The organism is Pusillimonas sp. SM2304 (assembly GCF_031628915.1).
GTDB lineage: Bacteria > Pseudomonadota > Gammaproteobacteria > Burkholderiales > Burkholderiaceae_B > Pusillimonas_C.
This window is the reverse complement of sequence record NZ_JAVLUJ010000002.1, coordinates 1,198,675-1,219,770: the sequence shown is the minus strand read 5'-3', so window position 1 is coordinate 1,219,770 and position 21,096 is coordinate 1,198,675. Positions and strand designations below refer to the sequence as shown.

The window sequence follows — 21,096 nt, the reverse complement described above, 5'->3', positions numbered from 1 at the left end:
ATCAATTCTAGGAGTCTTAGACATCGCAACCGAAAAACCCCATCGCATCAATGGTGAAATCCGCGTCCCCGAGGTGCGTCTTATTGGCGTAGACGGCGAGCAGCTAGGGGTTGTAAAAACCGCTGACGCTCTCCACTTGTCGGAACAACACGAGGTGGATCTGGTCGAGATCGCACCGAACGCGGCACCCCCTGTATGCCGGCTGATGGATTACGGCAAGTTCAAATATCAAGAACAAAAACGCCAGCACGAGGCTCGCGCCAAGCAAAAGGTCATCCAGGTAAAAGAAGTCAAATTCCGCCCGGGTACCGACGAAGGCGATTATCAGGTCAAGCTGCGTAATTTGCGCCGCTTCATCGAGGAAGGCGACAAGGCCAAGGTGACCTTGCGTTTTCGTGGCCGCGAAATGGCTCACCAGGAATTGGGTATGCGGGTGCTGGAACGCGTCCGCGACGATCTGGTCGAACTCTGCCAGGTCGAGGCCATGCCCAAGCTCGAAGGCCGGCAAATGGTCATGGTGCTGGCGCCGCGCAAAAAAGCGCCCGCAGCGGGCAAGTCGGGCGAATCCGCCAACTGAGTCTGAACCTCTTCCTTAAAGCCTTTCCGCCGGGACCGGCGGGAAGGCGCAAGCAGGTGTTTTATGCATGTATTGTTTGTTATTGATCCATTACCGTCTTTAAAAGCCTATAAAGATTCTTCGGTAGCAATGATGCGTGCGCTGGCAGCCCGGGGTCACAGCCTGAGCGTTGCCTATCAAGGCGGCCTGTATCTGGAAGAGGGCCTGGTCAAGGTCGTGTCCCAGGCGATCACCCTGGTCGACGGGGCGGACCTGCATGATCATGCATGGTGGCGCGAACGCGAAGCAGCGCGGGAAACCGTCCTGTCCGAGTTCGATGCCGTGCTCATGCGCAAAGATCCGCCGTTCGACATGGAATATGTGTATGCCACCCATTTGCTGGAGTACGCGCAAGCGCAGGGCGCGCGCGTGTTCAATTCGGGCGCGGCCATACGCAACCATCCGGAAAAACTGACGATTACCGAGTTTGCGCCGCTGACGTCGCCGACCCTGGTCACCAGCGATATGGCCCGCTTGCGTGCTTTCCATGCCAAGCATGCCGATGTCATCGTCAAGCCGCTGGATGGCATGGGCGGCACCGGGATCTTCCGCTTGCAGCAAACCGAACCCAATTTGGGCGCCATCCTGGAAACCCTGACCGACAATGGCTCGCGCTCGATCATGGCGCAGCGCTATATCCCGGAAATCACCCAGGGCGATAAGCGTATATTGCTAATCGGCGGCAAACCGGTGCCCTATGCGCTGGCGCGCATCCCGCTGGCCGGGGAAACCCGCGGCAATCTGGCAGCGGGCGGGCGCGGCGTAGCGCAAGCCCTGACGCCGCGCGATCTGGAGATCGCGGAAGCGGTCGCCGCAGGCGTGGCCGGACGGGGCTTGCTGCTGGTGGGGCTCGACGTCATTGGCGACTACCTGACCGAAGTCAACGTCACCAGTCCCACCTGTTTTGTCGAAATCACCGAGCAAACCGGTTTTGATGTGGCGGAATGCTTTGCTGTGGCGCTTGAACAAGCGGTTGCCGCGGACCCGGCGGGCGACGCCGTCGGCGCGGGCGTGGCGTAACATGGCTCGCATCGTACTGGTCATGCACCAACCCCTGGGCTCCGCCTTCTCGGCGTGCGCCGAGCATGTGCTGGGCAAGAAACCGGAACTGACCGTGTTCGACGTGGCGCCCGATGCCGACCCCGAATCGCAGGTGACCCGATTGGCTGGCCGCTTGCTGGAAGCGCCTAATGAAGCCACCTTGGTGCTTTGCGATATATTTGGGGCAACGCCGTTCAATATTGCCAAACGAGCGATTAAACTTGCAACGGATCGCGGCTTGACTGCGCATCTGATCACCGGCACCAATTTGTGCATGGTGCTGAAGGCACTGACCGATCAGCAGGATAATCCCGAGCAGCTCAGCAAAAGTGTTCAGCAAGGCGCCTTAAGGGGCATTGTCAATGCCGACCATGAATGCTGACGCGATTGCCTGATTTTCGACTATTAAACCAACAAGAGTGATATGCCATCCATCGATATCGTCATCAGCAATAAACTGGGCCTGCATGCCCGGGCGGCCGCCAAACTTACCCAGCTTGCCAGCAAGTTCCAAAGCGAGATCTTCATTGCCCGCGGCGCGCAGCGCGTAAACGCCAAAAGCATCATGGGCGTCATGATGCTGGCTGCGGGGATGGGCGTGACGGTCAAGGTGGATGCGACCGGCGACGATGCCGATCAGGCTTTGAACGACATACAGTCCCTGTTCGACAACAAATTCGGCGAGCAGGAATAGCCGCGTTTCCCTTGCCAGGATCCGACCCATGACTACCTACGCATCTTCCGACATGCCAGGGCTGTGCGCAATGCTGTGCATGCAGGGCCAGGGCGTGGTCAAAGGCTATGCGATAGGCAGGGCGGCGGTCATGAGCGCGGCGGCCCTGGAAGTGGCGCATTACCGCATCGCTGCCGACGAGGTCGAGGCCGAGTGCGGGCGTCTGAAAGCCGCGCTGGCCCAAGCGCGCGACGAACTGCAACAGATTGCGGGCGCGCTGCCCGGCGACGCGCCGCGCGAGCTGGGGCCTTTGCTGACGGTGCATGCCCTGCTGCTCGATGACCCCATGCTGCTGGAGCAGACTTGCGCATTGATCATCGAGCGGCATTACAACGCGGAATGGGCGCTGACCAGCCAGGGGCAACTGCTTGTAGAGCAGTTTGCCTTGATGGAGGACGAGTATCTGCGCGAACGGGGCGCCGATATCCGCCAGGTCATCGAACGGGTGCTGCGTGTGCTGTCGGGCTCGACCTCGCTTTTGCCCAACTTGCAGGCGGGCGATTCCACGGACCCGCTCATCGTCGTGGCGCGCGATATTTCGCCGGCCGACATGCTCCGCCTGCGTGGCGGGCGCTTTGCCGCCTTCCTGACCGATCTGGGCGGGCCGACGTCGCACACCGCCATTGTGGCGCGCAGCATGAACGTGCCGGCCGTGGTGGGCCTGGGCCATTTCCGGGCGCTTGTGCGGGACGGGGACATGCTCGTGGCCGACGGATTCTCCGGCGTGGTGCTGGTGAACCCGTCGGAACGCATTCTGGCCGAATACCGCCAGCGCCAGGATGATTACCGCCGCGAACGCGCTGAACTGGCCCAGTTGCGCGATGCGCCGGCCGTCACACTGGACGGCATCACCATCAAGCTGGAAGCCAATATCGAGCTCCCCGAGGAAGCGGTGGCCGCGATGCAGGCGGGCGCCGACGGCATTGGCCTGTTCCGCAGCGAATTCCTGTTCATGGGCCGCCGCGACCTGCCGTCCGAGGCCGAGCAATACCAGGCCTACGCCTCGGTCGTCAAAACCATGGCTGGGCGTCCAGTCACGATACGCACGCTGGACTTGGGGGCCGACAAGAACCTGGACGGCGATGCGACAGTGGCCGCCAACCCGGCGCTGGGGCTGCGGGCCATCCGGTATTGCCTGGCCAACCCCGATATCTTCACGACGCAGTTGCGGGCCTTGCTGCGCGCATCGCTGCATGGCCATGTGCGCATACTCATACCCATGATTTCGCACATGCACGAGGTTCGCGCCACGCGCGAAGCCATCGATACGGCGTGCGCCAGCCTGGATGCGGACGGCGTCGCCTACGCCCGCAATATTTCCCTGGGCGCCATGGTGGAAATCCCGGCCATTGCCATCGCCATCGAACCCTTTGTCGAAGCGCTGGATTTTCTGTCCATCGGCACCAACGACTTGATCCAGTACACGCTGGCCATCGACCGGGGCGACAGTGACGTGGCGGACTTGTATGACCCCATGCATCCGGCTGTCTTGCGTCTGATTGCCCATACCATCAATGCGGGTGAGCGGGCCGGCAAGCCGGTGGCGGTCTGTGGCGAGATCGCCGGCGATTCCAGCGTGACACGGATGCTGCTGGGGCTGGGCCTGACCGAATTCTCCATGCATCCGCAGCAGTTGCTCGACGTCAAGAAAGAGGTCCGCCAGGCACACTCCAATGCCCTCAGGGTAAAAGTGGCTTCAGCCCTGAATCGGGCTGAACGGATTGATCTGGCCGCATTGTCCGGCTAGGAAGTGTTGCGCGGCAGAGCAGGCCTGTTCTGCCGCGGCTTCCGGTTTAGTGGTGATAGGCTGTTTCGCCGTGTGAGTTCACATCCAGGCCTTCGCGTTCCACATCCGCGCTGACGCGCAGGCCGCAGACTTTATCAGCAATGAAATAGGCAATCCAGGCAACGATGGACGACCAGATGAGGGTGATCAGCACGCCCTCGAACTGCAGCCATACTTGATAGGGGATGGCTGCCAGGCTGTCCAGGCCGGGTCCGCCCAGCGGCTTGGCATTGAAAACGCCAGTCAGCAGGGCGCCCACGATCCCGCCCACGCCATGAATGCCGAATACATCCAGGGTATCGTCCGCGCCCAGCAGGCGTTTCAGGCCGTTCACTCCCCACAGGCAAGCCATACCCGCCGCGATCCCGATGATCAGGGCGCCGCCCGGACCCACCAGCCCTGCTGCGGGTGTAATGCCCACCAGTCCCGCGACCGCGCCCGAAATAGCGCCCAGCAAGGATGGCTTGCCTTTGTATTTCCATTCGGTCAAGGTCCAGGCGAGAATGCCGCCGGCCGTCGCCACCAGGGTGTTGAAGAATGCCAGGGCGGCCGTTTCGTCGGCGGCCAGCGCCGAGCCGGCATTGAAGCCGAACCAGCCTACCCACAGCAGCGAAGCGCCTATCATGGCCATGGGCAGGTTGTGCGGCTGCATCGACTCGCGCCCGTAGCCGATCCGCTTGCCGATGAAGTAGGCGCCCACCAGCCCGGCGATGCCCGAGTTGATATGGACCACGGTGCCGCCGGCAAAGTCCAGCGCGCCCCGTTCCAGCAGCCAGCCGCCCGGCGCCCACACCATATGGGCGATGGGCACGTAGGCAAATGTGAGCCAGATGAGGGTGAAGAGCAGCACCGCCGAATACTTGGCGCGCTCGGCGAACCCGCCCACAATCAGGGCGCAGGTAATGCCCGCGAAAGTGGCCTGGAAGGCGGCAAAGCTCAGTTCGGGAATGCTGCCGGCCAACTCGAAGGTGTGGCTGTCAAGATCGAACATGCCGCTGAACAGCACCCGCGAGAAGCCGCCGATGACGGCGCTTGCTTCCGTAAAGGCCAGCGAGTAGCCGTAGATGAACCATACCACGACGGCCAGGGCGAAAGTCGACAGTACCTGTATCAATATCGACAGCACATTCTTGGCGCGCACCAGGCCGCCGTAGAACAGCGCGAGTCCGGGCACGACCATCATTAATACCAGGAGGGTCGAGACACTGACCCATGCCAAATCGGCTTTATCCATTATTTACTCCCCAAGGACGAATCCAGCATGACGCGATGCAGCGGCTGGGATGCCAAATAAAATTGTTCGTGAAAAATTCGAGAGGACCCGGACGCTACAGCGCGCTCTCGCCGGATTCGCCGGTGCGGATCCGTATGGCCTGTTCAATCGGCGTAACGAATATTTTTCCGTCGCCGATTTTTCCGGTGTGGGCCGCGGAGCACAGGTTCTCTATGGCTTGCTCCACCAAGTGCTCGGATACGGCCATCTCAAGACGCAGCTTCGGAAGAAAATCGACGGTGTATTCGGCGCCGCGGTACAGCTCCGTGTGCCCCTTCTGGCGGCCGAAGCCTTTCACTTCGGTCACGGTCATGCCTTGTATGCCGATGTCGGACAGGGCTTCCCGGACTTCGTCCAGCTTGAAGGGTTTGATGATTGCGGTGATAAGCTTCATTGCAGTTCCTCGTAAGGTGGGTGACGAGGCTTAAGCAATAGTGATGCCAGTTTTTCTGGCCAAGCCTGATGCGCATGGGGCCGGCGGAAAAATGGGGCGCCCGGGCGGTGCAAGGAGCGGCACCCATGCATGGCGCCTGGACCTGGCATCGCGCCATGAGCCGGAAATGGCCCCATCGTGGTGCCGCGCACCAACATGGAACAAAGGCAATGGGTGCACAACTATGTAACCAGACACGAGCAGGGCGGCGGCTTTTGTATCGTTGTGTGTTGCCGCAATTTCGCGCGTGCCGGCCGTAAATGCAGGCGCCAGAAGGTATTTTTGCTGAAATCGGACAGAATAAATAAAAAGATTGAAATCAGGATTTACACTAGGTCCGGTTCCTCACGAAGTTCTGTGGCTAGAATTGTTACCAAGCCAGTTGTAACAAGCTCGCTGCTGAACCGCTAGTCGCACCGGCATCAGCAAGACACCTATGCGACGTTGGATAAGTGAGGAAATTATGAAAAAGACTCGTACACATTTAGCCGTTATTGCGATGGTTGCTTCGATGAGTCTGCTTGCCGCATGCTCCGATGGCGAAAATACCGAGGCGCCTATGGACGGTGCCGCCGGCACAGAAGCTCCGGCTCCAGTTCCCCCACCGGCTCCTGCGCCTGAACCCGCGCCAGCCCCTGAACCCACTCCCGCTCCCGCGCCGGCTCCCGAGCCTTCGTCGGGCGCCGCCCCCGACACGTCGTCGCAATCGTCGGTCTCCGAGGATGCGAAGCAGGCGGCCAATACCGTATCCGAGAAGGCGGGGAACCTGAAGGACGCCGCGGCGGAAAAGGCCGGCCAGATGGGCGATGCCATCAAAGAGGGCGCCGCCAAAGCCGATAGCGCCATTCAGAATTCCGTTGGCGACGGCAGCCCCAACCCCGGTACCACGCCCGTCTCTGAAACAGAACAGCCAAAATCCTAAACCGGTTTTGTTCTAGTCTGCACTGTGCTGCACAGCATCAAACGGGCCCTTGCGGCCCGTTTTTCATTACACTAAGGCTTGTCCCGAGTGTTTGGCCGGCAAAGGCGGGCCAACGCTCTGAATTTACCGCAGCGGAGATAACAATGATCAAGCCCAATGATTTTTTCGAAGACTTCCAGAAGAATATGTCCGAACTCATTGCGAAAAGTCCGGCTGCCGATATCGAGCGGAACGTCAAGGCAATGATGGCGCAAACCTTTTCCCGGCTTGACCTGGTCACCCGCGAAGAGTTTGACGTGCAGGCGCAGCTGCTCGAACGGGCCCTGGCGCGGATCACGGCGCTGGAATCGCGGGTCCAGGCGTTGGAAGGCCGGCCCGATACGCCGCTGCAGCAAGGCCCCTCGGCAGATGGGACGGCCTGACGCGCAGCAGCAATGCGTAGTCCTTTGGTGATCTCGATATCCATGCTTTTTGCGCCAGAGATCCATTGACGGCGCACGGTATGGCCGTGCCGGCGAGGCATCTCACTGCCGGACAGGTAAAAAATATAATCAGCCCCTTTCGCGGTAAGTGCAGGAGAGCAAGTCCATGGATGAAGGCGCAGCCACATCCGCGTTCCAGCGTGCAATAGCAAGTCAAAAGCCGCAATTCGAGGAATTCTTCCTGGCGCGGTTTCTGGGCCTGACGTTTGAGTACGTCGGCGAACGGTGCATCGTCGCTTTCGAGCTCAAAGACTTCATGTTCAATCCGCAGGGTTCCTTGCACGGCGGCCTCATTGCGACGGTGCTTGATATTTCGATGGGGCATCTGCTCAATCATCTGCAAGGGCCGGGTTCGACCCTGGAAATGAAAACCCAGTACGTCAAGGCCGCCCGCCAGGGCAGAATCCAGTGCTGCGGTGAATTCATTCGCCGGGGCCGCAATATTTCATTCTTGAAATCCACGATGACTGACGAAGACGGGGCCACCGTCGCGTTCGCGACGGCCACGTGGATGCAATTGAAAACGCCGGCCGAAAACATGAAGTGAAAACGGGTGTACCGAGGTAGGACCGGCAAGGGAGTGTGCTGCTTCGGTGTCCGGCGCTTCGGCAACCGGGGTACGCAGCCCGCTCGCCGGCGCAGACTACATTGACGAACCTTCAATCCCGGCAGTTACAACGCCAACTCTAAATATTTCCATCTCTCAGCCGTTGACTGGGCTTCTATGGACGCGATGCGCTGCATGCGCACGCACTTAAAAGTTGGCTCTCTGATGAACAATCTCAAAATCGGCACACGCTTGGCCGCAGGTTTTACATTTATGCTCATACTTGTCGCTATGCTGGCCGGGATCGGTCTATGGCGCATGCAAGACTCTAACGCGATGACCGATGAGATACTGGAGGTAAGGCTAAAGAACGAGCGAATGATTACCGAGTGGAGCAAGCTGACGTCGCTGAATGCGGTTCGGACCATTGCCGTCGCCAGGACGACTAATCCGGCGACCATCGCGTATTTTGAAGCTCAAATGGCCGACGCGTCTGTTCAAATAAGGCAAATACAAGAAGATTTGCGTGCCAGTCTCACGGACTCGCAAGCAATCGCCATGTACGGGACGGTACAAAAGAAGCGAACGGTCTATCTGGATGCGCGAACGAGCGCGCTTGGATCCGGCGACTATGAGACCGCCCGGCTTTTCGTAGAGAACGAGCTCGAGGGCCTGCTCGATGCCTACACGAAAAGCATTGACGATTTGCTGTCTCATCAAAAGGCGTTAATTGATGCCGCCGCCGCAACGTTACAGGACGACAATCGTTTCGGACTCAAGCTGCTTGTTGGCGTTGCTGCACTGGCTCTCTTGCTTGGACTCGCCTTCGCCTTTTTCATCACCCGTTCTATTACCCAGCCTCTGCGTCGATCGGTCCGCTTGGCAGAGACCGTGTCGTCGCGAGATCTGCGTAGCGTAATAGAAGTGCATGGCTCCGATGAAACCAGTGCTCTTTTGCGGGCTTTGAAGAAGATGAACGAGAATCTGACGGACGTGGTTCTCGATGTCCGCAATGGCGCCAACTCGATTGCTACGGCGTCAATGCAAATCTCCGCTGGAAACGTGGATCTGTCGTCTCGTACCGAAGAACAGGCAAGTTCCCTGGCCGAGACCGCTGCAACGATGGAGCAACTGACGACGACGGTCAAGCAGAATGCCGACAACGCGCAGCAGGCCAGTGTGCTTGCGCAGGCAGCCGCTGAGATCGCTGTTAAAAGTGGGGCGGTAGTGTCCGAGGTGGTGACCACCATGGGCCAGATTAACGATTCGTCCAGGAAGGTGGCCGAGATCATTGGTGTCATCGATACGATTGCTTTCCAGACCAACATTCTGGCATTGAATGCGGCTGTGGAAGCCGCCCGGGCGGGTGAGCAAGGCCGAGGTTTCGCAGTCGTGGCCACCGAAGTGCGTGCGCTCGCCCAACGCAGCGCTTCCGCGGCCAAGGAAATCAAGGCGTTGATCGACACCTCAGTGGCGACAACCGAGACGGGCAATCAACTGGTTGCTGAAGCAGGCACTACGATGAACGAAACGGTGAAAAGCATCAAGCGGGTCACCGACATCATGGGAGAGATCACTTCCGCGAGCCAGGAGCAAAGTGTGGGTATAGATCAAGTCAATCAAGCCGTCTCGCAAATGGACCAGGTCACCCAGCAGAATGCGGCGCTCGTCGAGGAAGCTGCAGCCGCATCAAGCAGTTTGCAAGAGCAGGCGTCCGGCCTGGCCAGGCTTGTGGCCACATTCAAGTTGGTAGACCAATCCATGCCGGCCACCGCGGTTGAGGTACGGACTGGGGCCGCCCTCAAACCGTTGGCATTGGCGTAACGGATGATGGACCAAGGGCCATGTAGTAGCCCCCATGGATAAATCCCCGTATTAGCTGTTCTGTGAACGGACCTTGGGCGCCATACTGGCGTCATGCGGAATAACAGCAGCGGGGTCATTCATGTCGTTAGCGGTACTGGCCAGCCGGGCGCTTTGCGGCCTTCAGGCTATCCCCGTGCGGGTCGAGGTCCACATGGGGCCGGGCTTGCCGGCTTTCCATGTCGTGGGTTTGCCGGACGCCGGCGTACGTGAAAGCCGCGAGCGGGTGCGGGCGGCCATTATCAGCAGCGGTTTTGACTTTCCCCCGGGGCGCATTACCGTCAACTTGGCGCCGGCGGATTTGCCCAAGGAGTCAGGGCGTTTCGATCTGCCGATTGCGCTGGGGGTGCTGCTGGCCTCGGGGCAAGTGCAGGGCGCCCCGGATCTTGGCCCGCGCGCACTGCAAAACCATGTCTTCGCCGGCGAACTCTCGCTGACGGGCGCGATTGTTTCTGTAAGCGCGCCACTGGCCATTGCGCTGGCCGTTGCGCGCAGCGACCCGGGGGCGGTGCTGGTCTTGCCGGCCGGTTCGGCGGAACATGCCGCCCGGGTGCCGGGCCTGACCGTGCTGGCGGCAAGCAGCTTGCTTGATGTGGTACAGCACTTTGCCGGGCTGGGGGCGCTGCCGCTTGCCACGGCGCCGCCGGTGGCGGCCAGTCCGCACGCAGAGCCCTGTCTGTCCGAGGTTCGCGGCCAGGCCCTGGCCCGCCGGGTGCTGGAGGTCGCCGCCGCAGGGGGGCATAGCCTGCTGATGGCCGGCCCGCCCGGCACGGGGAAAAGCATGCTGGCGCATCGGCTGCCGGGGCTGCTGCCCCGCTTGACGGCCGAACAGGCTCTGGAGGTTGCCGCGCTGGCGGGTATCAGCGGGCAGGCGCAAACCTTTACCGACCTGCCGCCGTTTCGCGCTCCGCATCATACGGCTTCCGCGCCGGCGCTGGTCGGAGGCGGCGTTTACCCCCGCCCAGGCGAAATCAGCATGGCTCACCAGGGTGTCCTGTTTTTGGATGAACTGCCTGAATTTCAACGCCGGGTGCTGGAATCCCTGCGCGAACCGCTTGAAACGGGCTGTGTATCGATTGCGCGCGCTTCACGCACCCTGACATTCCCCGCGGCATTTCAGCTGGTTGCCGCCATGAATCCTTGCCCCTGCGGCTGGTTCGGCCATAAAAAGAAAAGCTGCCGGTGCACGCCCGACCGGATCGAGGCCTACCGCGGCCGCCTGTCGGGGCCTTTGCTGGACAGGGTGGACCTTCAGATTGTGCTCCCCGCGGCCGATGCCGACTGGATCGATCTGCCGGAAGGGGAAAGCTCCGGTCCGGTGCGGGCCAGGGTGGCAACGTGCCGCGGCGTGCAGCAGCGGCGCCAGCAAACCACCAACGCCCGGCTGGATGTCGCCCAGATGGAATCGGTCTGCCGGCTTGACCACGAAGGCAAGAAGCTGCTGGCGCAGGCCATACAGCGCTGGGACTGGTCGGCGCGGGTTGTGCACCGTGTGCTCAGGGTCAGCCGCACGCTGGCAGACCTGTCGGGGCATGACCACATCGCGCCCATCCATGTCTCTGAGGCCGTACAATATCGCTTGCCCTGGCGTTAGACAAACGGCGGGAATTCATCGTATAATCAAGAGCTTTTCCGGGCGAACCTGCATTTTAAAGGTGCGCGCAGGGGAAAGAAACCAATAAGTGGGTGCCAGGTTGTGCAAGCGCTGCCAGTATTTATGGGGGCCACCTGCATTCATCAATCACAGAGTTACATCATGCCTAAGATGAAAACCAAGAAAGGCGCTGCCAAGCGCTTTAAGGTTCGTGGTAGTGGGTCCATTAAGCGGGGCCAGGCGTTCAAGCGTCACATCCTTACCAAGAAAACAACCAAGAACAAGCGCCAGTTGCGCGGTTCTACCGCCGTGCACGATGCAGACGTGAACGCGGTCAAGGCAATGTTGCCGTTCGCTTGATAGGAGATCTACTATGCCACGCGTAAAACGCGGCGTTACTGCCCGTGCCCGTCACAAAAAAGTTATCAAAGCAGCAAAAGGTTATCGTGGTCGCCGCGGTAATGTATTCCGTATCGCCAAACAGGCGGTAATGAAAGCCGGGCAATATGCCTATCGCGACCGCCGCAACAAAAAGCGCACTTTCCGCGCACTCTGGATCACCCGTATCAACGCGGCTTGCCGCGAATTGGGTGTGTCGTACAGCGTATTCATCGCCGGCACCAAGAAAGCGTCGATCGAACTCGACCGCAAAGTGCTGGCCGATATGGCCGTGAACGATAAAGCCGGCTTTGCTGCCGTGGTTGAACAAGCCAAGTCCGCTTTGGCTGCTTGATCAATCTCGATTCTGTATGGCTGCAAACGGGGCTCTGATGGGCTCCGTTTGTATTTGGAAAAGCGACAATATGACTCCTCCGGTTGATGACCTGATCGTTCAGGCGCAAGAACAATTTTCTCAGGCCAGTGATGCGGCGGCGCTGGAAAATGCCAAAGCCCGTTTTCTGGGCAAGCAGGGCGCATTGACGGCACTCATGAAAGGCCTGGCGCAATTGGCGCCCGAGCAGAAGAAAGCCGAAGGGGCCCGCATCAATCAACTGAAGCAGCAGATTGAAGGCCTGCTCACTGCGCGGCGCCAGGAAATGGCGCAAGCCGAACTGGACAAGCGCCTGGCATCTGAAACCATCGATGTCAGCCTGCCGGGCCGAGGCAGGGGAATGGGCGGCATACACCCGGTCATTCAATCCTGGCAGCGGGTCGAAGCCATTTTCCGCTCGATCGGATTCGATGTGGCCGACGGTCCCGAGATCGAAAACGACTGGACCAACTTCACCGCCCTGAACAACCCGGAGAACCATCCTGCCCGTTCCATGCAGGACACTTTCTATGTGGACATGCAAGACAGCCAGGGTCTGCCCCTGCTGTTGCGTACGCATACCAGCCCCATGCAGGTGCGTTACGCCCGCATGCACAAGCCGCCCATCAAGGTGATCGCGCCCGGGCGCACCTACCGCGTCGACAGCGACGCCACGCACTCTCCCATGTTCCACCAGGTCGAAGGCCTGTGGATCGCCGAAGACATCTCTTTTGCCGACCTGAAGGGCGTGTATACCGATTTTTTACGGGCGTTTTTCGAAACCGACGACTTGTCCGTGCGTTTTCGGCCTTCTTTCTTCCCCTTTACCGAACCCTCGGCGGAAATCGACATGATGTTTACGTCGGGGCCGAACCAGGGCCGCTGGCTGGAAATCTCCGGCTCAGGGCAGGTACACCCGGAGGTCGTCCGCAATTTTGGCCTGGACCCGGAACGCTATATCGGGTTTGCATTTGGCTCGGGGCTGGAGCGCCTGACCATGCTGCGTTATGGCGTAAACGACCTGCGCCAGTTTTTCGAAGGCGATTTGCGCTTCTTGCGCCAGTTCAACCGCTGAAATCAAGTCAGGCAGGCGGTATTGCGCCTGCCCAGCCGTAAAAACGAATCCGACGAGTACATTATGCAATTCCCTGAGTCTTGGCTGCGCGCTTTTGTAAACCCCGATCTCGATACCGATGCCTTGTCGCATCGCCTGACCATGGCGGGGCTCGAGGTCGAGGAAACCACTACGGCCGCGCCGCCTTTCAGCGGTATCGTGGTCGCGCACATCAAGGAAGTTGCGCCGCACCCCAACGCCGACAAGCTCCGTGTATGCCAGGTCGACGATGGCTCCGGCGCTTTGCTGCAGATCGTATGCGGCGCGCCCAATGCGGCGGCGGGCATCAAGGTGCCGCTGGCGCGCGTGGGTGCGGAATTGCCTGGCGGCATGAAAATAGGCGTTGCCAAAATGCGCGGCGTGGAATCGTCCGGCATGCTTTGCTCGGCGCGCGAACTGGGCCTGTCGCAGGATCACGCCGGCTTGCTGATGCTGGACGACGCCGCGCCTGTGGGCGCATCGCTGCGCGATGTGCTCGACCTAGACGATACGCTGTTTACCCTGAAGCTGACCCCCAACCGGGCCGATTGCCTGTCCATCCTGGGGGTGGCGCGCGAAGTGGCCGCGCTGACGGGCGCCGCGCTGACCCTGCCTCGTTTCGAACCTGTCGATGTCACGCTGCCGGACCGTTTGCCGGTCAAGGTCGACGCGCCCGATCTGTGCGGGCGCTTTGCAGGGCGGATTATTCGCGGCGTCAACGCACGGGCGTCAACGCCCGCTTGGATGAAGGACCGCCTTGAGCGCGCGGGCCAGCGTTCGATTTCGGCGTTGGTGGATATTTCGAATTACGTCATGCTCGAACTGGGCCGCCCCACGCATGTCTTCGATCTGCAGCGCATACAGGGCGGGCTGACCGTCCGGTGGGCCAGGCAAGGCGAAACCCTGGAGCTGTTGAATGGGCAGACCATCGCGCTGGATGCCGACGTCGGCATCATTGCCGCAGGGGATGCGGTGGAAAGCCTGGCGGGCATCATGGGCGGCGAAGCGACCGCGGTCACGCTGGACACCACCGATATTTTCCTGGAAGGCGCTTTCTGGTGGCCCGAGGCCATCATGGGCCGCCCGCGCCGGTACAAGTTCAGTTCCGAAGCCAGCCACCGCTTCGAGCGGGGCGTCGACTTTGAATCGATTACCGAGCATCTTGAATTGATGACCCGCTTGCTGATCGATATCTGCGGCGGCCAGGCCGGCCCGCTGGATGACCAGATCGTCAAGCTGCCGGCGCGCGAGCCCGTGTCCATGCGCCTGGCGCGCTGCCATCGCGTGTTGGGGGTGCCGGTCCCGCGCGAGGAAGTCGAAGGTATTTTCACCCGCCTCGGCCTGCAATATGAAGTGCGGGACGATGTTTTCGTCGTGACGCCGCCCAGCTATCGTTTCGATTTGTTCATCGAAGAGGACCTGATCGAAGAGGTTGCGCGCGTGTACGGGTTTGAGCGCATTCCCGACCTGCCGCCGGTGGCGCGCGCAACCATGCTGGCCAGCCCCGAGGTGCTGCGCGGCCCGCACGCCCTGCGTGCGCGCATGGCCAGCCTGGACTACCAAGAGGTGATCAATTTCGCCTTTGTGGAAGAGGATTGGGAGCGCGACTACGCCGGCAACCCCGATCCCATCAAGCTGCTGAATCCCATTGCCAGCCAGTTGGCCGTCATGCGTTCAAGCCTGATCGGCGGCCTCCTGGCCAATATTGTCCATAATGCCAACCACAAGCAAAGCCGGGTGCGGGTTTTTGAGCTCGGGCGCGTCTTTTGGCGCGACGCGGACGTGGCGGACGGCGACCTGACCGTGGCCGGCGTCAACCAGCCCCAACGTCTCGCAGGGGCCGCGTGGGGCCCCGCAGTGCAAGAGCAGTGGGCGGTGCCCGCGCGCCAGGTCGATTTCTACGACGTCAAGAACGACCTCGAGTGCCTGCTGGGCGTCCGGGCGGAAAAGCTGGTGTGCGTGGCCGATACGCATCCGGCGCTGCACCCCGGGCGTTCAGCCCGGCTGGAACTCGACGGCCGGCCCATAGGCTGGATCGGCGAACTGCATCCGCGCTGGGCGCAGCAATGCGATCTGGCGCATGCGCCGGTGGTGTTCGAGCTTGATGTAGCGGCCATTTCGTTGACGGATCTGCCGGCTCCCGCCGAGATTTCGCGCCAGCCGGTGGTGATTCGCGACTTGGCGGTCTGGGCCGCGGCCGACGTATCGTATCAGGATTTGTTGAATACGCTTACGCATGCGATTGAATCTAATGCTACTCTTGGCATCGTCAAAGATATTAAACTGTTCGATGTCTGGCGCGACAAATCGGCCCAAACCCCGGAAAAGAGCATGGCCTTCCGTTTCTGGCTCCAGGACCGTGAAACCACGCTTGACGATGCGACGGTCGAACAATGCATGTCCCGGCTGCTTGAAGCGCTTGTGAGCGCCCACGGTGTACGCCAGCGCGCTTAAGGAGCACATACTATGAATCCGGAACGTACCCTGACCAAGGCTGAATTGGCTGAGTTGCTGTTTGATCGTGTAGGCTTGAACAAGCGCGAGGCCAAGGATATTGTCGATACCTTCTTTGAAGAGATCCGGGACTCCCTGGCGCGCGGCGTTGAAGTAAAATTATCCGGATTCGGCAATTTCCAGGTGCGCGACAAGCCGCCGCGCCCTGGGCGCAACCCCAAAACGGGTGAAGTGATCCCCATCGCCGCTCGGCGTGTGGTCACTTTTCATGCCAGCCAGAAACTCAAAAGCGTTGTAGAGACGGCCGGCAAGGCCTCTGCGTAGATCGGGTAAAGCCACATGAGCACCAGCGAAACACCAGTCACTTTGCCTCCCATTCCCGCCAAGCGCTACTTCACCATCGGCGAGGTCAGCGATCTTTGCTGCGTCAAGCCCCATGTGCTGCGCTATTGGGAACAAGAGTTTACCCAGCTCAAGCCGGTGAAGCGCCGCGGCAACCGCCGCTATTACCAGCACCATGAAGTCCTGCTGATCAGGCGCATTCGCGACTTGCTGTACGAGCAAGGCTTTACCATCAGCGGGGCGCGCAATCGCCTGGGCGACATGAATGAAGTGCCGCACGATCAGGACGCCGCCGTGCGTTTATCGGGGGCCGAGCTGCAGGCGCTGCGCAACGACCTGAACGCCGTCAAGGACATGCTTTCCGAGGCGATCAGTCAAACGGCGCCGGATGCCGGGGCCGAGGGCGATTTTCAGCTTATGTGATGCAAGACGGGCGCAATGTGTGGCCGCCAGTCGTTTCGAACATCAACAATAGTTAAGAAAGCGCTAAATATTTGGACAAACGGGAAGGGCGACCGTAACGTTAGGTCTGTCAACGTTACGGTGCAGGTGGGCTTCCGCCTGCTTTGCTGTTTGTCATGCCTCGTGTTCCCCCGGATGCCGCCCAAAGGCCCAGCGATCAATTATTGATGCAAGCCGTCAAGCAATGTATTGTAGCCAGCCCGGCCAAGCTGCCGACGCTGGAAGAGCTCGCGGGCATGACCGGTGTCAGCAAGAAACAGATCTCGGACGCTTTTCGCAGGCATCTGGGCATCACCGTGGCGAAGTTTCTGCGTGAAGAGCGGATGCGCCGGGCCCAGAGACTGCTGGTGCAGACCTCGCTCGAGGTGCATGTGATCGCCCAGGAATTGGGCTTTTCCAGCAGCGCGAATTTCTCCAACGCCTTTCGTGAATACGTCGGCATGTCGCCCACCGGTTTTCGTGAAAAGGCGCCGCTGGAATCCATTACCGCGCTGCAAGGCGCCATGCAATGGACTTCACAGTAGGCGCTTGCGCCCCAGCTTGCCGGAATAGGTCGTAGAATGACCTGTATAGCGTTCAAAAGCGCGATGTAGAATCCAGCAAACAGCTAAGGCAGGCTCCATCATGACGCTCTCGGTCTTCGATATATTCAAGATAGGCATTGGCCCGTCCAGTTCGCATACCGTCGGTCCCATGCGGGCTGCGCGCAATTTTGCGCGCAACCTCCAGGCGCGCGGCCTGCTGGACCAGGTGGCGGGCCTGCGGGTTGCCCTGTATGGCTCACTGGCCGAGACCGGCCGCGGCCATGGCACCGATACGGGCATTATCCTGGGCCTGATGGGCCAATCGCCCGATACCGTGGTTTCGGGCGATATCCCGGGCCTGATCGGCCAGGTCAACGCCAGCCGCAGTCTGAGCCTATGGGGGGCCAGAACCATCGCCTTCGATCCCGAGCAGGCCTTTTCGTATCGCATCAAACCCATGGCCGAGCATCCCAATGGCATGCGTTTCGATGCGCTGGACCCGCAGGGCGAGCTGGTCTGCTCCGAACGCTATGTGTCCATAGGCGGCGGGTTCATCCGCGCGCTCGATGCCATCCAGACGGATGAGACGGTTCCGCAGCACGATCCCGTACCGTATCCTTTTTCAAATGGGCGGCAGTTGCTGGACTTATGCGCGTCGACGCAGATGTCCATTGCCCGGATCATGATGGCCAACGAAACGGCGCTGGCGCCTCGGGACGAGGTCAGGAAGGGTGTCCTGCAGATTGCCGATGTCATGAATGCCTGCATAGACAGGGGCTGCGGCCAAGATAACGATCAGGCCAGCCAGGTGCTGCCCGGCGGACTGAAGGTCCGGCGCCGGGCGCCGGCGCTGTACCGCGACTTGCAGCGTGACGGCGGCAAGAAAGATGTTTTATACGCCATGGACTGGGTCAATCTGTTTGCCATGGCCGTCAATGAAGAGAATGCGGCGGGCGGACGCGTGGTCACGGCGCCCACCAACGGGGCGGCGGGACTTTTGCCCGCCGTCTTGCGCTATTACCAGACTTTCATCCCCGGCCACGACGATGATGGGGTGATTGATTTCCTGCTGACGGCCGCTGCGGTAGGCTTTCTGTATAAGCAGAATGCGTCGATTTCGGGGGCCGAGGTCGGGTGCCAAGGCGAAGTCGGCGTGGCCTGTTCCATGGCGGCGGCCGGATTGGCGGCGGTGCTGGGCGGGACGCCCGCCCAGGTGGAAAACGCCGCCGAGATCGGCATGGAGCATAACCTTGGCCTGACCTGCGACCCCATAGGCGGCCTGGTGCAGATCCCCTGTATCGAACGCAATGCCATGGGCGCGGTCAAGGCCATTAATGCGGCGCGCCTGGCGTTGCAGGGCGACGGCACCCATCACGTCTCGCTCGATGCCGTGATCGAGACCATGCGCCAGACGGGCGCCGACATGCGCAGCAAGTACAAGGAAACGTCGCGCGGCGGCCTGGCGGTCAATGTGGTGGTCTGTTAGCCAGTGCCGCCTCAGTGTCGGCTTGCGCCGGTTTTCCGAAGGTCACGATGCGGCCGATGAACAGGACGGGGCCGCTTGGGCTGGCGATGGGCGAGCCGCCGGCCGGCTCCAGCGTCATCTCGAAGATCTGGTCCGGGCCGATGTCGCCCATCAGGGCGGCCGGTACGGTGACGGGCTGGTTGGGGTCGATCAGGCCCAGCGAGCGCGGCGCCGGCATGCTTCGGTTGTGTGTCCATAATTGCACCGCGGCATCGGCGGGGATGTCGCTGTGCACCTTGGGGCTCATCAGGACATTGCGTTGCGGGTCGACAGTCACCACCCAGGCGGGCGTCGAGCTTTGGCCGGGGGCCTGCAGGATGGCCGCCTGGGTCGGCGCGACCTGAAGCACGGTAATCGGCGGGGCGACGGGCTGGGCAGGCATCAGGCCCAGCGCCAGCGCGATCAGCGCGAAAACCAGGCTGGCCAGGCGCCAGAACCAGATATTGCCGCGTTTCTTCTGTGGGACGGGGGCCGGCTCAGGCGCAGCCGGCGGCGTCCTGGCGGCGCGATCGATGTGAATGACCGGCGCGCCGTCCGAGCCGGCGCTTGTGGCGCTGCCGGCGGTCGTGCCGGCGGGTGGTATGCCGGCGGACGGTTCAATGCGTTTGATGGGGGTCGCTGCGGCGCTGCGGATGGCTTGCACAGGGGCGGGGCGGCTGGGCGCCGGGCGCTGTTCTGGTGCGGGCCGGCTTGAAGGCCGCGGGCTTGTCGAGCCCGCGGGAGCGGGCGGGGCGGCGGCCAGGGTGGGCGGCGTATCGCTTGCCGGCTTGCGGTATAGGCTGGCGGGCTTGGGGGTGGTGTCGTGGCCGAGGCTGCTTTGTATACGCTGAAGCAATAGCGGCGATGGGTCGACGGGGGGCAGGAAGTCAGTGAGTTCCAGCAGGCGATTTTCCCAGGCCAGGGCTGTGGCGACAGCTTGCTGGTCCTGGCCGAGCAGGGCGTGCGCCTGGGCCGTTTCAACGGGACTCAACAGCCCCAGCGTGTATTCGCCCAGCAGCGCGCTGTGTGGGGGTTTGGTGCTGCCTGTCATGCCTGCTGTTGCTCCGTGATGCGGTCCAGGCCCGCCTGCATGTGCGTCTTGAGCGCAACGGCGTCGATCTTCAGGCGTTCCGCAATCTGCTCATAGGTATAGCCATTGTAAAAAGCCATGAGGATGGCCTGGCGCTGCGTATCGTCGAGCAGGGCCAGCGCATGCAGCAGGCTCGAGGGTGGCGTTTCCCGGGCGGGTGGCAGTGTGGGCAGGACGTCGGACCAGGAGGCCAGGCCAGGGCGGACCCGGCCCGCCTGGCGCAAACGCCCCAGCGCCCGATAGCGCAGGATGCTCTGCATCCAGGCGCGTGCCGTACTGGTTTGCGGATCGTAGCTTTCAGCGTTTTTCCAGATCAAGACAAAGGCGTCGCGCACCAGTTCCTCGGCACTGGTGCGTTCCGTCAGCATTTTCAGGCTCAGGGCCAGCATGCGCGGCGCCTCGTGATGGTACAGATCCTGAAAAGCGTGTTGGTCGCCTCGCGCGCAGGCCAGCAACGCTGCTTCGTAATTGAAGGATGGAACAGCCATACATTCTCCGGTTCGTCCCGTTCAGGGAAGGCGTTATTGTATTAGCTGTTCAAGCCTGCCGACGCCACAAGCGAAAAGGCAGGGGTAACAGGACTTAACTTACGAAGGCTGTATCCCGGCGTTCTTGATGATGCCGCCCCATTTTTCAGTTTCCTGTTTCTGGAAATCGGCCAACTCGGCGGGCGTGGACGTCACGGGCTGGGTGCCGGTCTGCGTATAGAACTGCTGGGCCGCCGTACGCGTCGTGGCATTGACCAGCAAATCATGCAGCGCCGAGACGACGGCTTCGGGTGTATTGGCCGGCACATAGGCGCCAAACCAATAGCCCATCTGGTAGCCCGGCACGCCTGCGGCGGCAATGGTGGGGACTTCGGGCGCCAGGGGCGACGGCTCGACCGTGGTGACACCCAGCGCGCGCAGCTTGTCGGCCTTGACTTGGGGCAGGCCAGTGGCCATATCGGCCATCATCATGTCGATCTGCTCGCCCAGCAGGTCGGTGATGACCAGAGGGTTGCTTTTGTAGGGCACGTGCAAGAGCTGGATGCCGGCCATTTGCTGAAACAGTTCGCCGGCCACGCGACTGCTGGAGCTGCCGCTGCCAAAGCTCAGCTTGCCGGGGTTTTCCTTGGCCAGCTTGATGAAATCTTCTACCGTCTTGGCCGGCGAAGCGGGATTGACCACCATGATCTGGCCGCCGGTGCCCAGCAGGGTGACCGGCTCAAAATCCTTGACGGGATCGTAGCTCAGTTTTTTGTATAGATGCGGGTTGGCCGATTGCGAGGTGTTGGTGGTGATCAGCACCCGATAGCCGTCCGGGGCGGCCCGGGCCACATCGCTGGCGCCGATCATGGCGCTGGCGCCCGGCTTGTTCTCGATGACGACGGCCTGGCCGGTCTGCTCGGTGACGCCTTGGCCTATCGCGCGGGCCAACTGATCGGTGGCGCTGCCGGGGCCGAATGGCACGACAAAGGTCAGCGGCTTGTCAGGATAGTTCCGTGCCTGGGCGTGTCCGGAAAGGGGTAGGCAAAGCAGGCCGATGGCGCCGGCCAGCAGAGTGGTTCGAATCGAGCGTGGGAACATGAGTGTGTCTCCTTGGAG

At 61.2% G+C, this 21,096-nt stretch carries 23 protein-coding genes; 18 read left to right on the top strand and 5 right to left on the bottom strand.

The annotated features are described in order from the left end of the window. Nucleotides 1–4: 4 nt before the first annotated feature. The 5 genes from infC to ptsP all read left to right on the top strand — a co-directional run bounded on the left by infC (nt 5) and on the right by ptsP (nt 4,137). The gene (gene infC / locus RE432_RS14720; protein ID WP_310934252.1) at nt 5–577 is read left to right on the top strand and encodes a translation initiation factor IF-3; all 573 of its coding nucleotides are present in this window, start codon (nt 5–7) and stop codon (nt 575–577) included. 63 nt (nt 578–640) lie between these two features. After that, nucleotides 641–1,636, top strand: coding sequence for a glutathione synthase (gene gshB / locus RE432_RS14715; RefSeq protein WP_310934163.1), 996 nt, complete (start codon nt 641–643; stop codon nt 1,634–1,636). A 1-nt stretch (nt 1,637) separates the two neighbouring features. Then, on the top strand, nt 1,638–2,039 hold the full coding sequence (locus tag RE432_RS14710; protein WP_310934162.1) for a PTS sugar transporter subunit IIA: 402 nt from the start codon (nt 1,638–1,640) through the stop codon (nt 2,037–2,039). A 42-nt stretch (nt 2,040–2,081) separates the two neighbouring features. Beyond that, entirely contained in the window at nt 2,082–2,351 is a 270-nt protein-coding gene (locus tag RE432_RS14705; RefSeq protein WP_310934161.1) for an HPr family phosphocarrier protein, read from the top strand. 94 nt (nt 2,352–2,445) lie between these two features. After that, entirely contained in the window at nt 2,446–4,137 is a 1,692-nt protein-coding gene (gene ptsP, locus RE432_RS14700; RefSeq protein ID WP_310934251.1) for a phosphoenolpyruvate--protein phosphotransferase, read from the top strand. A gap of 46 nt (nt 4,138–4,183) precedes the next feature. On the opposite strand, the gene RE432_RS14695 is transcribed toward ptsP, so the two are convergent. Further along, nucleotides 4,184–5,410, bottom strand: coding sequence for an ammonium transporter (locus RE432_RS14695; protein ID WP_310934160.1), 1,227 nt, complete (start codon nt 5,408–5,410; stop codon nt 4,184–4,186). A 94-nt stretch (nt 5,411–5,504) separates the two neighbouring features. Continuing rightward, entirely contained in the window at nt 5,505–5,843 is a 339-nt protein-coding gene (locus RE432_RS14690; protein WP_310934159.1) for a P-II family nitrogen regulator, read from the bottom strand. A gap of 550 nt (nt 5,844–6,393) precedes the next feature. Here RE432_RS14690 and RE432_RS14685 point away from each other — a divergent pair. The 13 genes from RE432_RS14685 (at nt 6,394) to RE432_RS14625 (ending at nt 18,402) form a co-directional block, all read left to right on the top strand. Continuing rightward, a complete protein-coding gene (locus RE432_RS14685; RefSeq protein ID WP_310934158.1) occupies nt 6,394–6,804 on the top strand; it encodes a hypothetical protein in 411 nt (136 codons plus the stop codon). Nucleotides 6,805–6,947: 143 nt separating this feature from the next. After that, on the top strand, nt 6,948–7,226 hold the full coding sequence (locus tag RE432_RS14680; RefSeq protein WP_310934157.1) for an accessory factor UbiK family protein: 279 nt from the start codon (nt 6,948–6,950) through the stop codon (nt 7,224–7,226). A gap of 166 nt (nt 7,227–7,392) precedes the next feature. Continuing rightward, the gene (locus RE432_RS14675) at nt 7,393–7,833 is read left to right on the top strand and encodes a PaaI family thioesterase (RefSeq protein WP_310934156.1); all 441 of its coding nucleotides are present in this window, start codon (nt 7,393–7,395) and stop codon (nt 7,831–7,833) included. 225 nt (nt 7,834–8,058) lie between these two features. Next, nucleotides 8,059–9,657, top strand: a complete 1,599-nt coding sequence (locus RE432_RS14670) for a methyl-accepting chemotaxis protein (protein WP_310934155.1) — start codon at nt 8,059–8,061, stop codon at nt 9,655–9,657. A gap of 121 nt (nt 9,658–9,778) precedes the next feature. Then, complete coding sequence (locus tag RE432_RS14665; protein WP_310934154.1) at nt 9,779–11,290, top strand: YifB family Mg chelatase-like AAA ATPase; 1,512 nt, start codon at nt 9,779–9,781, stop codon at nt 11,288–11,290. 162 nt (nt 11,291–11,452) lie between these two features. After that, the gene (rpmI, locus tag RE432_RS14660) at nt 11,453–11,650 is read left to right on the top strand and encodes a 50S ribosomal protein L35 (protein ID WP_310934153.1); all 198 of its coding nucleotides are present in this window, start codon (nt 11,453–11,455) and stop codon (nt 11,648–11,650) included. A gap of 13 nt (nt 11,651–11,663) precedes the next feature. Further along, a complete protein-coding gene (gene rplT / locus RE432_RS14655) occupies nt 11,664–12,023 on the top strand; it encodes a 50S ribosomal protein L20 (protein ID WP_013742339.1) in 360 nt (119 codons plus the stop codon). Between the two features lie 70 nt (nt 12,024–12,093). Further along, nucleotides 12,094–13,116, top strand: coding sequence for a phenylalanine--tRNA ligase subunit alpha (pheS, locus tag RE432_RS14650; RefSeq protein ID WP_310934152.1), 1,023 nt, complete (start codon nt 12,094–12,096; stop codon nt 13,114–13,116). Between the two features lie 63 nt (nt 13,117–13,179). Continuing rightward, complete coding sequence (pheT, locus tag RE432_RS14645; protein WP_310934151.1) at nt 13,180–15,588, top strand: phenylalanine--tRNA ligase subunit beta; 2,409 nt, start codon at nt 13,180–13,182, stop codon at nt 15,586–15,588. A gap of 12 nt (nt 15,589–15,600) precedes the next feature. After that, complete coding sequence (locus tag RE432_RS14640) at nt 15,601–15,912, top strand: integration host factor subunit alpha (protein ID WP_310934150.1); 312 nt, start codon at nt 15,601–15,603, stop codon at nt 15,910–15,912. 15 nt (nt 15,913–15,927) lie between these two features. Further along, nucleotides 15,928–16,353, top strand: a complete 426-nt coding sequence (locus tag RE432_RS14635; protein WP_310934149.1) for a MerR family transcriptional regulator — start codon at nt 15,928–15,930, stop codon at nt 16,351–16,353. Nucleotides 16,354–16,508: 155 nt separating this feature from the next. Continuing rightward, nucleotides 16,509–16,916, top strand: a complete 408-nt coding sequence (locus RE432_RS14630) for a helix-turn-helix transcriptional regulator (protein ID WP_310934148.1) — start codon at nt 16,509–16,511, stop codon at nt 16,914–16,916. 100 nt (nt 16,917–17,016) lie between these two features. Beyond that, on the top strand, nt 17,017–18,402 hold the full coding sequence (locus tag RE432_RS14625) for an L-serine ammonia-lyase (protein WP_310934147.1): 1,386 nt from the start codon (nt 17,017–17,019) through the stop codon (nt 18,400–18,402). Here RE432_RS14625 and RE432_RS14620 read toward each other — a convergent pair. From RE432_RS14620 to RE432_RS14610, 3 genes are all read right to left on the bottom strand, one after another. After that, nucleotides 18,383–19,471, bottom strand: coding sequence for an anti-sigma factor domain-containing protein (locus RE432_RS14620; RefSeq protein WP_310934146.1), 1,089 nt, complete (start codon nt 19,469–19,471; stop codon nt 18,383–18,385). The genes RE432_RS14625 and RE432_RS14620 overlap by 20 nt on opposite strands. Beyond that, on the bottom strand, nt 19,468–19,998 hold the full coding sequence (locus RE432_RS14615) for a sigma-70 family RNA polymerase sigma factor (RefSeq protein WP_310934145.1): 531 nt from the start codon (nt 19,996–19,998) through the stop codon (nt 19,468–19,470). The genes RE432_RS14620 and RE432_RS14615 overlap by 4 nt, the downstream gene beginning before the upstream one ends. Nucleotides 19,999–20,097: 99 nt before the next feature. Then, on the bottom strand, nt 20,098–21,078 hold the full coding sequence (locus RE432_RS14610) for a tripartite tricarboxylate transporter substrate binding protein (protein WP_310934144.1): 981 nt from the start codon (nt 21,076–21,078) through the stop codon (nt 20,098–20,100). Between the last annotated feature and the right edge of the window lie 18 nt (nt 21,079–21,096).